The organism is Pseudomonas sp. BB438 (genome assembly GCF_057180225.1).
Window position 1 is genome coordinate 4095476 of record NZ_CM170001.1, and the last position, 14490, is coordinate 4109965.

At 64.5% G+C, this 14490-nt stretch carries 13 protein-coding genes; 8 read left to right on the forward strand and 5 right to left on the reverse strand.

Annotated elements, in window-relative coordinates:
* Window positions 1-56: 56 nt before the first annotated feature.
* Window positions 57-971 carry a LysR family transcriptional regulator gene (locus tag AC1ZV1_RS18690; RefSeq protein WP_484293047.1) on the reverse strand — a complete coding sequence of 305 codons (915 nt, stop codon included), beginning with the start codon at window positions 969-971 and terminating at the stop codon, window positions 57-59.
* 105 nt (window positions 972-1076) lie between these two features.
* On the opposite strand from AC1ZV1_RS18690, the gene AC1ZV1_RS18695 reads away from it, so the two are divergent.
* The 7 genes from AC1ZV1_RS18695 to AC1ZV1_RS18725 all read left to right on the forward strand — a co-directional run bounded on the left by AC1ZV1_RS18695 (window position 1077) and on the right by AC1ZV1_RS18725 (window position 7800).
* Window positions 1077-1844, forward strand: coding sequence for a sulfite exporter TauE/SafE family protein (locus tag AC1ZV1_RS18695; RefSeq protein WP_484293048.1), 768 nt, complete (start codon window positions 1077-1079; stop codon window positions 1842-1844).
* A 225-nt stretch (window positions 1845-2069) separates the two neighbouring features.
* The gene (locus AC1ZV1_RS18700; protein WP_484293049.1) at window positions 2070-2417 is read left to right on the forward strand and encodes a metalloregulator ArsR/SmtB family transcription factor; all 348 of its coding nucleotides are present in this window, start codon (window positions 2070-2072) and stop codon (window positions 2415-2417) included.
* A 21-nt stretch (window positions 2418-2438) separates the two neighbouring features.
* Complete coding sequence (locus AC1ZV1_RS18705; protein ID WP_484293050.1) at window positions 2439-3722, forward strand: arsenic transporter; 1284 nt, start codon at window positions 2439-2441, stop codon at window positions 3720-3722.
* A 27-nt stretch (window positions 3723-3749) separates the two neighbouring features.
* A complete protein-coding gene (locus tag AC1ZV1_RS18710) occupies window positions 3750-4220 on the forward strand; it encodes an arsenate reductase ArsC (protein WP_484293051.1) in 471 nt (156 codons plus the stop codon).
* Between the two features lie 12 nt (window positions 4221-4232).
* Window positions 4233-4934, forward strand: coding sequence for an arsenical resistance protein ArsH (arsH, locus tag AC1ZV1_RS18715; protein ID WP_484293052.1), 702 nt, complete (start codon window positions 4233-4235; stop codon window positions 4932-4934).
* Window positions 4935-4941: 7 nt separating this feature from the next.
* A complete protein-coding gene (locus AC1ZV1_RS18720) occupies window positions 4942-5487 on the forward strand; it encodes an arsinothricin resistance N-acetyltransferase ArsN1 family B (protein WP_484293053.1) in 546 nt (181 codons plus the stop codon).
* Between the two features lie 213 nt (window positions 5488-5700).
* Entirely contained in the window at window positions 5701-7800 is a 2100-nt protein-coding gene (locus AC1ZV1_RS18725; RefSeq protein WP_484293054.1) for a TonB-dependent siderophore receptor, read from the forward strand.
* A 341-nt stretch (window positions 7801-8141) separates the two neighbouring features.
* On the opposite strand, the gene AC1ZV1_RS18730 is transcribed toward AC1ZV1_RS18725, so the two are convergent.
* Window positions 8142-9158, reverse strand: coding sequence for a PNPOx family protein (locus AC1ZV1_RS18730; RefSeq protein ID WP_484293055.1), 1017 nt, complete (start codon window positions 9156-9158; stop codon window positions 8142-8144).
* A gap of 185 nt (window positions 9159-9343) precedes the next feature.
* Between AC1ZV1_RS18730 and AC1ZV1_RS18735 the strand changes: the two genes are divergently transcribed.
* Entirely contained in the window at window positions 9344-10360 is a 1017-nt protein-coding gene (locus AC1ZV1_RS18735) for an AraC family transcriptional regulator (RefSeq protein ID WP_484293056.1), read from the forward strand.
* A 600-nt stretch (window positions 10361-10960) separates the two neighbouring features.
* On the opposite strand, the gene AC1ZV1_RS18740 is transcribed toward AC1ZV1_RS18735, so the two are convergent.
* From AC1ZV1_RS18740 to AC1ZV1_RS18750, 3 genes are all read right to left on the reverse strand, one after another.
* A complete protein-coding gene (locus tag AC1ZV1_RS18740) occupies window positions 10961-12055 on the reverse strand; it encodes an NAD(P)-dependent alcohol dehydrogenase (RefSeq protein ID WP_484293057.1) in 1095 nt (364 codons plus the stop codon).
* Window positions 12056-12322: 267 nt separating this feature from the next.
* Window positions 12323-12991 (reverse strand): response regulator, encoded by a 669-nt coding sequence (locus AC1ZV1_RS18745; RefSeq protein ID WP_484293058.1) that lies wholly within the window; start codon window positions 12989-12991, stop codon window positions 12323-12325.
* Window positions 12988-14382: an ATP-binding protein gene (locus AC1ZV1_RS18750; RefSeq protein WP_484293059.1), complete on the reverse strand. Its 1395-nt coding sequence runs from the start codon at window positions 14380-14382 to the stop codon at window positions 12988-12990. Before AC1ZV1_RS18750 ends, AC1ZV1_RS18745 begins: the two co-directional genes overlap by 4 nt.
* Window positions 14383-14490: the final 108 nt, after the last annotated feature.

Sequence of the window (14490 nt, forward strand, 5' to 3'; positions counted from 1 at the left end):
GAACCGGACGTCACCCTGACACTCGAAGCGCATCAGTATCCAGGTTGACGTGCCTTTCAGTCTTGCGGATTGCGACAGCGGGCAACATCGCCAGCGCTCATGGCCTCGACGAACCGACCCACCGTTTCCCCGCGCGCTCGCGTGCACGCCAGCGCCACGGTGGTGGTGCAGCCCTTGTCCTCGATCGGCACGAACACCACCGATTCATGAGCCAGCGCGCGCATGCTCTCCGGCAGCAGCGCCACGCCGAAACCCGCCTGAATCAACTGCAGTTGCGTGGTCTTGCGCGACACGACCTGCGCCGCGCGAGGAAAGAAACCGGCCTGCATGCACAGGGCGGCGGACTGGTAGCTGAGGCCGCCCCGCTGGCCATGAGGGATGGAGATGAAACGCTCGTCGCTGAGCTCACCCAGTCGCACGCTGGCACGCTGCGCGCGCGGGTGATGGGCCGCCACGGCGAGGTACATCGGCTCCTCGAACAGCATATGAATGTCCACGCCGTCGTGCTGGCGCAATACCGGTAAGCGCAGCAGGCCGATATCGAGATTGCCTTCGGCAATGTCCTGCAGTTGCGCCTCGGAGGATTGCTGGGCGATTTCCAGGGAGACATCGGCGTTATCACCCAGGTAAGTGCCAATGCGCTCCAGCAGCAGACCGGTAATGGGCACGGTGCTGGAGTGGTTCAGACGCAGACTGCCGCGCAGGCCCTGCCCGACCTCCCGGGTCAGGCGCTCGGTCTTGTCGAGGTCGACCAGCAGCTTGCGGGCGCGCTCGTAAAAGGCCTGGCCGGCTGGAGTCAGCCGGGGCTGGCGCGCCGTACGCTCGAATAGCGGGGTACCGAGGTGCTGCTCGAGCTCCTTGATCTGCCGGCTAAGGGCGGATTGGGCGATGAACAGATTCTCGGCGGCGGCGGTAAAGCTCCCGTATTCGACAATGTCGACGAAGTAGCGCAACTGGCGAATGGAGGTCATGGGTGATATCTCTTTTTAAGATGACTATCGACTGATTTTCATATTAGTCGGCATGGCTTCGTCCTGGCTAACCTCAGCTCTCCTCCTCCTTGCGACAGGTTTCCCATGCTGGCTTCCGCTCTCGCACTGCTGCCCTTCTCCGCCATCGACTGGTTGCTGGTCGTGTCGGGTATTGCAGCGGCCTATGTGGTCTTTGGCATTGCCGGCTTCGGCACGGCGCTGGTAGCCGGGCCGGTTCTGATTCACTTCATGCCGCTGTCGCGGATCATCCCGCTGCTGGTACTGCTGGATTTCGTCGCCGCATTTGGCAACTGGCTGCCCACCCGCGAGGCTGTCGCGCGGGCGGAACTGCTGCGGTTACTGCCCTGCATGGCCATGGGCTGCGCAGCCGGCGTGGTGTTCCTGCTGAAGCTGAACGCCCAGGTACTGCTGTTGCTGATGGGGCTGTTCGTGAGCAGCTATGCGATCTACAGCCTGGCGATGAAGGTGCGCCCTGCTCAGTTGAATGCCTGGTGGGCGCTACCGGCCGGCACCGTGGGCGGCTTGTTCGGCGCCTTGTTTGGTAGCGGGGGTTTTCTCTATGCGCTGTACCTGAATGCGCGACTGGCCGCTCCCGAGCAGGCACGCGCCACTCAGAGTGCGCTGATCAGTTGCAGCACGGTGGTGCGACTCGGGCTGTTCCTGCTGGCGGGGGTGTATGCCGACACCGCGCTGCTGATGCTTGCGCTGGTGTTGTTGCCCGTCATGGCGCTGGGCGTGTGGATTGGGCGACGGCTGACGCAGCGGTTGTCCCGTGAGGCGTTCATTCGACTGGTGACCTGGTTGGTGCTCGCCAGCGGACTGGCGTTGATTGGTCGCTATCTGAGCCTGTAGAGGCGCGAAGGAATCGAGCGTCCCGTCGACGATCGGCAAACACTTCCAGGCATTCACTTGCGCTGCTGACTGCACCCGTGCATCCGCTGGCGGTGGCTCCCGTAGCGCCCGCTGTGAGTTTCTGGGCGATGCGCTCAACCAGGCGAGAACGCGCAAGGTCGACCAGGGCTTGCGCCTTGCATATGGAAATCCGTATATTCGAATTTCCATATGTAAGGTGACACCATGATCACTCCACCCGAAGTCTTCAAGAGCCTGGCCGACGAGACCCGCGCCCGTGCCACCCTGCTCATCGCCAGCCTTGGCGAACTCTGCGTCTGCGAATTGATGTGCGCACTGGACGACAGCCAGCCGAAGATCAGCCGTCACCTGGCGCAGCTACGCAGCAGCGGCCTGCTACTGGATCGCCGTCAGGGCCAGTGGGTGTATTACCGCCTCAATCCCGAGCTGCCCGCCTGGGTACACGAGATGCTGCAGGTCACGCTGCAGGCCAACGCGCAGTGGCTGGCCGACAACACCCTCCGTTTGCAGAACATGGACGGCCGCCCCGTCCGTGACGCTGCGTGCTGCTGATCCCTTCCAAGCGAGTTCCGCATGCTGGTCGCCGTTGCTGTCTTCGTCTTCACCCTCGTTCTGGTCATCTGGCAGCCCAAAGGTCTCGGCGTGGGCTGGAGCGCCGCGCTGGGCGCAATCATCGCGCTGGCTGCGGGCGCGGTTTCGCTGCACGACATCCCGGTCGTATGGGCCATCGTCTGGAACGCCACCGCCACCTTCATCGCCGTCATCATCATCAGCCTGCTGCTGGATGAGGCGGGCTTCTTCGAATGGGCTGCACTGCACGTAGCGCGCTGGGCCAATGGCAGCGGCTACCGCCTGTTCGCCTTCTGCATATTGCTTGGCGCGGCGGTCTCGGCACTGTTCGCCAACGATGGTGCAGCACTGATCCTCACGCCCATCGTCATGTCGATGCTGCTCGCCCTACGCTTCTCGCCAGCGGCGACCCTGGCTTTCGTCATGGCCGCCGGTTTCATCGCCGATACCGCGAGCCTGCCGCTGGTGGTCTCCAACCTGGTGAACATCGTCTCAGCCGATTACTTCGGCCTGGGCTTCGCCAAGTACGCCTCGGTGATGGTGCCGGTGAACCTCGCCAGCGTCGCCGCCACCCTGCTGATGCTGTTCCTGTTCTTCCGCCGTGATATCCCGAGACAATACGCGCTCGAGGCGCTGAAGGAGCCGAAAGCGGCGATCCATGACCGCGCCACTTTCATCGTCGGCTGGTGGACGCTGCTGGTGCTGCTGATCGGCCTGTTCGCCCTGGAGCCGCTGGGCATCCCGGTCAGCGCCGTGGCCGCCGCCTGTGCGGCGATCCTGTTTGCCGTGGCCGCGCGCGGGCACCGCATCTCTACCCGCCGTGTACTGCGCGAAGCGCCGTGGCAGGTGGTGATCTTCTCCCTGGGGATGTACCTCGTGGTGTATGGCCTGAAGAACGCCGGCCTCACCGATTTCCTCACCCACCTGCTCGACCGCCTTGCCGAACACGGCGTGTGGAGCGCCGCCATCGGTACCGGCCTGCTCTCGGCGCTGCTCTCCTCGGTGATGAACAACATGCCCAGCGTGCTGGTCGGCGCCCTCTCGATCCAGGGCAGCAGCGCGGAAGGCCTGGTACGCGAGGCGATGATCTACGCCAACGTCATCGGCTGCGACCTCGGCCCGAAGATCACGCCCATCGGCAGCCTCGCCACACTGCTCTGGCTGCATGTGCTGGCGCGCAAGGGCATGCGCATCACCTGGGGTTACTACTTCAAGGTCGGCATCCTGCTGACCCTCCCCGTCCTGCTGATCACCCTGTCGGCCCTGGCATTGCGCCTGAGCCTCTGAAGTCCGCGTTGAGCGGAGGAGTCCTCCATGCGAGTCCTGTTCATGTGCACGGCCAACAGCTGCCGCAGCATCCTCTCCGAAGCGCTGTTCAACCACTTGGCGCCTCAAGGCTTCGAGGCGGTCAGCTCCGGCAGTTTCCCCAAGGGCCACGTGCTGCCTCGCAGCCTCACCACGCTGCAGCAGGCCGGCATCTCCATCGAGGGCCTGAGCAGCAAAGGTAATGATGCCTTCGAAGGCAATCCGCCGGACATCGTCATCACCGTCTGCGACAAGGCCGCCGGCGAGGCCTGCCCGGTGTACTTCGGCCCGGCGCTGAAAACGCACTGGGGACTGGCAGACCCATCCGATGTGGACGGCGACGAAGCCGCCATCGACGCCGCCTTCCGAACGACGCTGGCCCGCATCGAGCTGCGCTGCCGGGCCTTCTTCGCCCTTCCCTTCGACACCCTTGGCCGCGACGAACTCAAGCGTGAGCTGGATCGTATCGGCGCGCTCTGAGCAGGAGGAAACATGTCCGAGCAACTGCCCAACCTCGACCTTTCGCTGTTCGACCTGCCGCCAGCGGCAGCCCGTACCAGCGAGCACAAGCCGCACATCCTGCTGCTGTACGGATCGACCCGCGAACGCTCCTTCAGCCGCCTGCTGGTGGAGGAAGCGGCGCGGCTGCTGGAGCACTTCGGCGCCGAGACGCGCATTTTCAATCCTTCCGGCCTGCCGCTACCTGACGACGTACCGGTGGAGCATCCCAAGGTGCAGGAGCTGCGGGATCTGGTGCAGTGGTCAGAGGGCCAGGTCTGGTGCTCCCCCGAGCGCCACGGTGCAATGTCCGCCGTGTTCAAGGCGCAGATCGACTGGGTTCCCCTGGCGCTCGGCGCCGTGCGCCCCACCCAGGGCAAGACGCTGGCGGTGATGCAGGTCTGCGGCGGCTCGCAGTCGTTCAACGTGGTCAACCAACTGCGCGTGCTCGGCCGCTGGATGCGCATGTTCACCATCCCCAACCAGTCGTCGGTGCCCAAGGCCTACCTGGAGTTCGACGAGGCGGGACGCATGAAGCCTTCGGCGTACTACGACCGCGTGGTAGACGTCATGGAGGAACTGGTGAAGTTCACCCTGCTGCTGCGCGATCGCCAGGACTTCCTGGTGGATCGTTATTCGGAGCGCAAGGAAAGCGCCGAGCAACTTTCCGCGCGCGTGAATCAGCGTTCGATCTGAGGTCGCCATGCCCATCGAAATCAGGGAAGCCCGCCCCGAGGACGCTGCAGCGATTCAGGCCATCTACGCACCGGTCGTGACCGGCACGGCGATCTCCTTCGAGGAAGTGCCACCGACCATCGACGAGATGCGCGAAAGGATCGCCACGACCTTGCCGACCTATCCATACCTCGTTGCCGTGCGCGACCAGCGCGTTGTCGGCTACGCCTACGCAAGCCAGCACCGAGCGCGCGCCGCGTATCGCTGGGCGGTGGATGTCACGGTCTACGTCGCCCAGGGCGAGCGCCGCACGGGGGTGGGTCGAAGCCTCTACAGCCGGCTGCTGCCCCTCCTCTCCCGCCAGGGATTCAATGCCGCCTACGCCGGAATCGCGCTGCCCAACGCCGGCAGCGTCGGCCTGCATGAGCGACTGGGGTTCCGGCACATCGGCACCTTCCCGAGCGTCGGTTTCAAGCTGGGCCAGTGGCACGACGTGGGTTACTGGCGCCTGGAACTCTGCGCCCCCGGCAACCCGCCCAGCGAACCTCGTCGGTACACGGAACTGTCGGACTGAGCAGTTGCCCGGATCCTGAGCGGCGATGGCTCCGACGACCGCCGCGCCGTGAAACCAGCGGATTCCGGAAACCCACAAACGACCGCGCAATGGCATGTATCGGCACCGATACACGAAAAGGAAGAAATGCAGGCGAAAATATCAAATGGGATGTATTACCATTTGCAACAAATAATCACTACCTGCCATTTCTTCGACACAAGGTCGCCATCCATGAAACCCCGTTTCTCTGCTCTCCTGCTCACTGGAGCCTGCAGCGCCATCCCTGCGGCATACGCTGCGGACGACGTGCTGAACATGTCCGATAGCGTGATCCAGGCGCCCGATCGCTCCGATGCACCGAGCGAGGGCTACCAGACCAAGCCGGCCAGCACTACCACGCGGATGAAGCTGACCGACCAGGAGACGCCGCAGGGAATCACCACCATCACCCGCGACCAGATGAACGACTTTGGCCTCAACGACGTGCGCGATGCACTGCGTTCGGCGCCCACGGTGACCGTGGAACAATTCGAGACCGACCGCACCATCTTCACCTCGCGCGGCTACCAGATCGACACCTTCGAGTACGACGGCATGGGCCTGCCCTTCGCCCAGACTCTCATGGGCGGCGGCCAGGACATGGCCGAATACGAGCAGATCGACGTGCTGCACGGCGCCAACGGTCTCATGAGTGGCACCGGCAACCCCTCGGCCACCATCAACTTCGTGCGCAAGCGCCCCACCGACACCTTCCAGGCGAAGATCGGCGCCAGCGTCGGCTCGTGGGACAACCGCCGGGTGGAAGCCGATGTCTCCGGCCCGCTCACCGACAGCGGCAACGTCCGCGGGCGCTTCATCTACGCCCACGACAAGGGCAATTCCTGGCTCGACCGCTACAGCCACGAGGTCAATGTCGCCGCCGGCCTGCTGGCCTTCGACCTGTCCGATGCGGACACCCTGACCGTCGGCTTCTCCCAGCACAACACCGACTCCAACGGCACCACCTGGGGCAACCTGCCGCTGGTCGACAGCAGCGGCAATCCGATCCATTACAGCAGCCGCAGCTCCAGCGTCGGCCAGGACTGGACCTATTGGAACCTGCACACTCAGCGGGCCTTCGCCGAGCTGAACCACGACTTCGGCAACGGCTGGAACGGCAAGCTCACGCTGACCGGCATCACCCAGTACCAGGACACCCAGCTGTTCTACCTCTACGGCATTACCGACGACGCCGGCACCGCCTATTCCAACCAGACCGCCAGCACCCAGCACCAGGTGATCGGCGAGGGCCAGCTCTCCGGACCGTTCCAGCTGCTCGGCCGCGAGCACGAGCTGACCCTGGGCGTGAACTACGGCCGTACCCACCTCAAGGCCGGCGCCAACACCATCGGCGCCAACGGCTACTACAGCGCCAACCTGTCCGACGCCCTGGCCGGCAATCTGCAGCGTCCGGACATGAACTACACCAACGACACCACCAACGCGCAGAACTTCGAGGACACCCAGAAGAGCGTCTACGCCGGCGCGCGCTTCAGCCTGATGGATGACCTGCACTGGATCGTCGGTGCGCGCATGCTCAGCGCCGACGGCAGTGGCGACAGCTATGGCGCCGCCCACGACACCCGCGAGCACGGCAAGGTCACTCCGTACACCGGTCTGGTCTACGACCTGACCCCGGAATGGGCCGTCTACGGCAGCTGGACGCGGATCTTCTCGCCGCAGTACGTGATCGGCACCGATGGCAGCCTGCTCGACCCGCTGGAAGGCACCAGCAAGGAAGTCGGCATCAAGGGCAACCTGTTGGACAGCCGCATGAGCGTCAGCGCCGCCCTGTTCAAGACCGAGCAGCGCAATGTCCAGGAATACGCAGGGCTGGTGGACGGTCACTACGTCTACAACGGCGTCGATAACAAGAGCAAAGGTATCGAGCTGCAGGCGTCGGGCGAGGTACTGCCGGGCCTGGACCTGCTGGCCGGCTACACCTATGTGCGCATCGATGACGACAACGGCGACCGCACTCGCAAGTATGTGCCCAAGCACACCGTGCGCGGCACCGCGACCTACCGCCTGCCCAGCCTGCCAAAGGTGAAGATCGGCTCGCGCGTCAGCTGGCAGAGCGGCGTCGACAGCGACACCTACAGCGCAGTGCACCAGAGCGCCTATGCACTGGTTGATCTGATGACCAGCTACGACATCGACTCGAACTGGAGCACCTCGCTGAACCTGAACAACCTCACCGACCGCAAGTACCTGCTCTCGCTGGAAAGCGGCAGTACGTCCAACTACGGCGCCCCGCGCAACCTCACTGCCTCGGTCACCTGGAAGTACTGATCCACGCATGGAGCCGGGCTCGCTGCAAGCGAACCCGGTCACGGCGAGTCGCGCACCAGAAAAAGCCCCTTTTCAGGGGCTTTTTCCTGCGCTCAGGGCTGCAGACACGCAGCAGATCGATGCGTACTGATTTGCCCGAATGCGCTCGGCATGACGGCTGCCGGTGTGTCGCTGGTCTTTTCTCGACCCATTGCAGTCGTCCGTGAACAATCTGAATCTGCCAGTACCAGCCAGCCGTGTGCCCAGATGACGGCCTGGAGCAGATCCTCGCAAGAACGTGTGAGGGTTCCGGCCGGGCAAGATACGCAAGGGCACTTGAGGTGCAACGTACGCGCCTCGCTTCAGTACAGATGGCGCAGGTCGTGCTTGACCACTGCATCGACTACCAGAGTGGTCGCCTTGCCCAACAGCCCCGTACCGTTCATGTGCTCGGACAGCATCTTGGAGAAGGCTGGAATCTGCCCTTCATCCAGGTGTGTGGCGCGATCCCACAGGCCCGCGGCCAGCAGTTCGGGGCAATGCTGGAAGCGATAACGCTCGACGTTCACGATGGTAGCGACCCGCGGCGACTTGCCGTTGATCGCCAGTGGCGTGAGCAAGCTCGGATCATTGCTCAACCCGGCGCGCCCGGCGATGGACAATACCGTGTCGCTGCCGGGCAGCAGGAAGGACAGGCGCAAGGCGCCATCGACGAGGATATTGCTCAGGCTGCAGGCAACCTTGTTGCCGGGGCGTTCCGGCACCAGCAGCGTATGGCGATCCAGCACCTGGACGAAACCCGCCGGGTCACCTCGTGGCGACAACTCGGTGGCGTCGGTTTGACGCTGCGTGAGCATCAGCAGGTAGGGCGAGGCGGCGATAAAGGCTTGGGCCAGCTCGGACAATGCCTGCCCGGTGTCCGATAAAAAGGGCGCGGTATGCTCTCTGGCCCGCCAGAAATCGGCGCGCACCTTGGCTCGCGAGCAGTGCAGGAACACCGCCTCGGCGCGAAACTCCAGCCGCTTTCCTGCGTGCAGAGAACCCCGGCCATTGGCGCGCAGGGTGAATCCCACGCCGGGCAGGATGAAGTACAGGCTGCAGGCCACATTCTCTATCGGCTGCTGAGGGACCGCTTTGTCTGCCGGCCAGGGCAGCAGGATGTCCTGGCCCTCCGCCCCCAGCACTGGATGGTGGCGCAGATCGAGGTACTCGATATCCAACCGCGGGTCGGCAAAGCCGACGGCGCATACCGCCGCTTGGCGGATCATCAGCAGGCAGTACTCATCCAACCTGCGCTGCAGGCGTTTGTGCATCATCGCCGGGGGTGGCGGAATCAGTGCGCGCAAGGCAGATAGCGATTCTATTCTGTGCTCGGGCATGGCAGGCCGTCCTGTGCCAGGGTCGTGTCGCCGATGCTAGGTAGTCCGATGACGGCTGGCCATGGCCCTGCGGTTCAATCTGCATGGCTTTTGGTTGCAACCTGTACGTGCCACGCCAGCGGCTGGCCGTCGCTCTGTACCGTGCGTTAGAGTCGCTCTCCAGGCAATTACCAAGAGCCAGCCAGATGCTCAGGAGTACCAGCGTATCAGCCCTCGCCGTGCTGGAACTGCACGACCAGCTGCTGCATCTGGGCGTGGCCAGCGCCACCCAACTGCGAGAGGCCGGGGTGGACGGTGCCAAGCTTCTTGACCAGCGGCCTGCTGCGTCGCCGATCCAGGAGCAGCGCACCGAGGAGGCCCAGTTGCTGACCCTGTGGCAGTTCGCGGCGAACAACACGCAATTGCCGCATATCGGCCTTCTGATCGGGCAGACCTTCAACCCCGCCACCCATGGCGTGCTGGCCAGTTGGTTGTGCCAATGCGGTCGGGTGAGCGAGGCGCTGGAGGTGTTCCAGCGGCATATAGCGCTGATGAACCCATCTGAGCGTTGGCAGTACCATGAAACGGCAGATGCCCTTGTCCTGGAGATCGCCTTCGCCCCCGGCAAGACCTACCCGCAGGCCGCCATCGAACGCAGCATGAGTGCAGTGCTGCGCTGGAGCCGGGAGATGACCGGCGTAGAGCTGCGACCGCTGGCCTGTGAGTTCGCTTTCCCGTCTCCGGCCTACCGCGCGCGCTATGTCGAACTGTTCGGCAGCAAGCTGCACTTCGAGAGCGATAGAAACAGCCTTCACCTGCCGCGCGACTTCCTGCAGCGTCCCATTCGCGGTGCCAGCGACTACCTGCGACAGATGCTGGAGTCTCGTGCCAGGGCGACACTTGCACAGCTGCAAGACACAGAGACGCTTGCCGGCACAGTGCGTCGCCTGATTCACGCAAGCTTGCCCGATGGCATGAGCATCGAGCCAATCTGCCAGGCGTTGCACGTCAGCCGCACCACGCTCTACCGACGCCTGAAGGACGAGAACACCAGTTTCAGCACGCTGGTGGGTGAGGTACGTCGCGAGTTGTCCGCGGAGTTGCTTCGCCAGGGGTTGCCGGTGGCGACGGTCAGCGAACGGCTGGGCTTCAGGGATACCAGCACGTTCCACCGAGCCTTCAAGCGCTGGTTCGATCGCCCCCCGGGAGCCTTTCGTGTCTAGCGACAGGCTCGCCGCATTCGGCATCGATGGCACGATCAGCGAGGCGACTGAAGTGCCCCTGAAAGGGTACGCACCTGCAAACCTCGACGCAGGCGACTGGCCCGCAGCGAAATGGTCCGTTTTTGGCCACGTGCAGCCGCTCGTCAGGGTAGCTATCGAAGCTGAACCGTGGCGGACAGTTTGGGGGACGCCCCGACGAAGTGGTGTCGCAGCTCACCTTCACGGTGGCAGAGGCCGGGCCGAGGCTTCAAGGCGAACAGATCGAACTGGAAATCGGCGCGCCCTGCGGGATCATGCGTATTGCGCCCGGTCGGGACGATATCTCCAGTTCATCTTCTGCCTCCTTCATCGCAGCGATCCCGATCTTCTGGGGACCGGTCTGGGGTTCGCCGACGCGGTGGTATCGCCGTCAGCCAAACTCCCTTTTGCGGCAACATGGGCGCGCCCCTGGTGGGCGACGCCGGCCCGGAGCAGAAAGTCTGCCGACCACGTTCCCTGCATGGCAGCTTCTGCCGCGCCTCGAAGCTCTGGGCGAACCTTGGCGGGAAGAGCCCCTCTGCCGGCAACGAGACCCGGCAGAAGGTCATGCCCTGCCCCGCCTCAGGGCTTGATGGCGATTTTCAGCACACCATCGCGCTGGTGGGCGAACAGGTCGTAGGCCTCGACGATGTTGTCGAGCGCATAGTGGTGCGTCACCAGCGAGCCGAAGTCGGCACGGTTCGACTCGATGATGCTCATCAGCCGGCGCATGCGCTCCTTGCCGCCAGGGCACAGGGCGGTGTTGATCCGGTGGTCTCCCAGGCCCGCCGCGAAGGCGGAAAGCGGTATCTGCACATCCTTGGAGTACACGCCCAGGCTCGACAAGGTCCCGCCCGGCTTGAGCACTTTCATCGCCTGTTCGAAGGTGCTCGGCAGGCCCAGGCACTCGATCGACGAATCGGCGCCGCGTCCGCCGGTGAGCTTCATCACTTCCTCCACCACGTCGCACGTCGTGAAGTCCAGGGTGACATCGGCGCCCATGTTGCGGGAGATATCCAGCCGGTGCGCGTTGCCATCCACCGCGATGATGGTCGAGGCACCCAGCAGACGCGCACCCGCCGTCGCGCACAGGCCGATCGGCCCCTGGGCGAAGATGACCACGGTGTCACCGATGCGGATGTTGGCGTTCTCGGCGCCCTTGAAGCCGGTCGACATGATGTCGGGGCACATCAGCACCTGTTCGTCGGTGAGGCTGTCAGGGATCGGTGCGAGGTTGCCTTCGGCGTCCGGCACCAGCACGTATTCGGCCTGGGTGCCATCGATCAGGTTGCCGAAGCGCCAGCCGGCGGTGGCCTTGTAGCCATGGCAGGCACAGCGGCCGCTCTCGACCAGGTAACTGCCGTCCTGCGAGGGCACGCCATCCTGCGCGGCATAGGAGTTGAAGTTGGGACAGATCGCACCGGCAATGACCCGCTGGCCTTCGCGGTAGCCTTTGACGGCACTGCCTAGCTTCTCGATTATCCCGACCGGCTCGTGGCCCACGGTCAGCCCTTTGGCAACCGGGTATTCGCCCTTGAGGATGTGGACGTCGGTACCGCAGATGGTGGTCGTGGTGATCCGGATCAGCGCGTCGTTGGGGCCGATCTCCGGAATGGGCTTGTCCGCCAGTTCGATACGCCCGGGTTCCACGAAGATCGCAGCCTTCATCATTGCCATCGTTCTTTCTCCTTGCTTGGAATGTGCCATGGGTGCACATGGCCGGAGACAGCGGAAAGCAACTGCTCACAGCGACCCGCGCGGCCCCGGCCGACAGCGCCAGTGTGCTTGGCCGGAGCGAAATCCCGTTGATGCATATCAAGCGCGGGGGACGCTCTGTCATCGGCCTGCCTGCCACGAAACGCGTGCAGGCAGCGCCAGCCGGCGGCTGGCGACCTGATAGAGCATTGACCGGGATCGCCAGAAAACAAGGGGCGATTCACACCCCTATTCGCACTCCAGGCTGTAGCCCACGCCGTACACCGAGCGGATCGGGTCGACCTCCGGGGTGATCGCCGTCAGCTTGCGTCGCAGGTTCTTCACGTGGCTGTCCACGGTGCGGTCGGCGACCACGCGATGGTCCTGGTAGATGTGGTTCATCAGTTGGTCGCGCGACAGCACCTGCCCCGGTCGCGCCGCCAGCGCGGCGAGCATGCGGAACTCCACCGGCGTGAGGTCCAGCGCGATGCCCTGGTAGCGCGCGTGGAAGGTGCGCGCGTCCAGCTCCAGCCCGAAGCTCGACGCCTGGGTGCCGGTACGCCGAAGCACGGCCTTCACCCGCGCCACCAGCTCGCGGGGCGAGAAAGGTTTGCAGATGTAATCGTCGGCGCCCAGTTCCAGGCCGAGCAGGCGGTCGATCTCGTCGACACGGGCGGTCATCATGATGATCGGCAAGCGGCTGAAGCCACGCAGTTCACGACAGATATCGAGGCCGTCGCGCCCTGGCAGCATCAGGTCGAGCAGCATCAGGTCGTAATGCTTGCCACGGACCGCCGGGACCACTTCCAGGCCGTCGGCGATATGTTCCACCTCGAAGCTCGCGGCACGCAGATAGTCGCCCACCAGTGCGGCCAGCTTGGGTTCGTCTTCCACCAGCAGGATTTGTCCCTGGCTCATGCTTCACCTCCGGCGACCGGCAGTTCGAGTGTCAGCAGCAATCCCCCCAGCGTCGATGCCTTGGCGCTCAGCTTGCCGCCATGTACCTCGGCGATGCCCCGGCAGATTGCCAGCCCCAGCCCTGTGCCGCCGCTGGCGCGATTGCGCGAGCGCTCGGCGCGATAGAAGCGCTCGAACAGGCGCTCCAGCGAGGCGGCATCCACGCCCGGCGCGCTGTCTTCGCATTGCACCAGCACGCGCTCGCCGTCACGCAGCGCACGCAGCACCGTCTGCCCGCCTCGATCCGTATAGCGGCGGCTGTTTTCCAGCAGGTTGTGCAGCAACTGGCCCAGGCGCGATTCATCACCGAGTACCCACAGCGGCTGCTCCGGCAGCTCCACGCGCAGCGTCAGGCCGCGCTCGGCGAAGCTTGCCTGGAAGGCCTCTGCCACCACCGGCAGCAGTACCCGCAGGTCGATGCGTTCGCGGCGATAGGTCGGCCCGCCGACTTCGGCCAGCGACAGGTCGAACAGGTCGTCCACCAGCTTGGCCAGTGAACCGACTTCCGCTTGCAGCGAGCGGATCGCGGCGCCGTCCAACGGGCGGATGCCATCTTCCAGCGCTTCGAGTTCGGCGCGCATCACCGCCAGCGGGGTGCGCAGTTCATGCGAGATATCGGCCATGAAATCGCGGCGCATGCGTTCGTTGCTGGCAAGTGTGGAAGCCATGCGATTGAAGTCCCCGGCCAACTGCCCGGCCTCATCATCGGAGCGCACCGGTACCTGGATTGCATAGTCGCCGGCAGCCAGTCGATGGGTGCCGCGTGCCACCTCGCGGATGGGCCGCAGCAGCGCGCGGCTGAGCCACCAGGCGATCACCGCCGTGCCCAGCAGGCAGGCCAGGCCGACCAGCAGGCTGGAGCGCAGCTGGTTGAGCTGGAAGCGCCGGTCGCCCACGCTGGTGACTGACTGCAACGGCGCCAGGGCCATCCAGCCGACCGTGCTCCCCTGGAAGCGAATGGGCCGTAGCAGCATGTCCTCCGGCGCCGCCTGGTAGCCGATGATCGGGCGGCGCTGCTCGTCCAGCAGCGCGAAACGGACGAACGCGCCGGTGAGGTCCGACACCGTCAGCAGGCTGGCGTCGAAGGCCTTGTCCGGGGAGATGTCGTCCGGACGCAGCAGTTCGAACCACTGTTCCTTGTCCTGCCGGATGAAGTCCCAGCTGCGGTGTTGGGCATAGGCCCGTTCGATGCGCGGTACCACCAGGTCCATGCGCTCCTCGCCCTGCTGGTTGAGGTAGCCGAGGAAGCCGTACTTCAGGCTCAGGTACGCGGCGAACACCATGCCGAGCACGGCGAAGGCGCAGACCGCGAGCATGGCCAGGAAGAACTTGCTGGAAAGGCTGATTTTCATGGCACCGCCGGGCAATCGAAACTGCCGTCATTGAAGCGCGCCGCCCCGCGCGCAGCAAGGCGCGGCAGGCAATCTCCGCGGTTTCTCCCAGATGACTGCACATTCCCT

Coding starts and splice junctions, on each gene's coding strand:
- AC1ZV1_RS18690 (WP_484293047.1), bottom strand. CDS start 971: ATGACCTCCATTCGCCAGTTGCGCTACTTCGTCGACATTGTCGAATAC.
- AC1ZV1_RS18720 (WP_484293053.1), top strand. CDS start 4,942: ATGCCCATCGAAATCAGGGAAGCCCGCCCCGAGGACGCTGCAGCGATT.
- AC1ZV1_RS18705 (WP_484293050.1), top strand. CDS start 2,439: ATGCTGGTCGCCGTTGCTGTCTTCGTCTTCACCCTCGTTCTGGTCATC.
- arsH (WP_484293052.1), top strand. CDS start 4,233: ATGTCCGAGCAACTGCCCAACCTCGACCTTTCGCTGTTCGACCTGCCG.
- AC1ZV1_RS18745 (WP_484293058.1), bottom strand. CDS start 12,991: ATGAGCCAGGGACAAATCCTGCTGGTGGAAGACGAACCCAAGCTGGCC.
- AC1ZV1_RS18735 (WP_484293056.1), top strand. CDS start 9,344: ATGCTCAGGAGTACCAGCGTATCAGCCCTCGCCGTGCTGGAACTGCAC.
- AC1ZV1_RS18700 (WP_484293049.1), top strand. CDS start 2,070: ATGATCACTCCACCCGAAGTCTTCAAGAGCCTGGCCGACGAGACCCGC.
- AC1ZV1_RS18725 (WP_484293054.1), top strand. CDS start 5,701: ATGAAACCCCGTTTCTCTGCTCTCCTGCTCACTGGAGCCTGCAGCGCC.
- AC1ZV1_RS18710 (WP_484293051.1), top strand. CDS start 3,750: ATGCGAGTCCTGTTCATGTGCACGGCCAACAGCTGCCGCAGCATCCTC.
- AC1ZV1_RS18730 (WP_484293055.1), bottom strand. CDS start 9,158: ATGCCCGAGCACAGAATAGAATCGCTATCTGCCTTGCGCGCACTGATT.
- AC1ZV1_RS18750 (WP_484293059.1), bottom strand. CDS start 14,382: ATGAAAATCAGCCTTTCCAGCAAGTTCTTCCTGGCCATGCTCGCGGTC.
- AC1ZV1_RS18695 (WP_484293048.1), top strand. CDS start 1,077: ATGCTGGCTTCCGCTCTCGCACTGCTGCCCTTCTCCGCCATCGACTGG.
- AC1ZV1_RS18740 (WP_484293057.1), bottom strand. CDS start 12,055: ATGGCAATGATGAAGGCTGCGATCTTCGTGGAACCCGGGCGTATCGAA.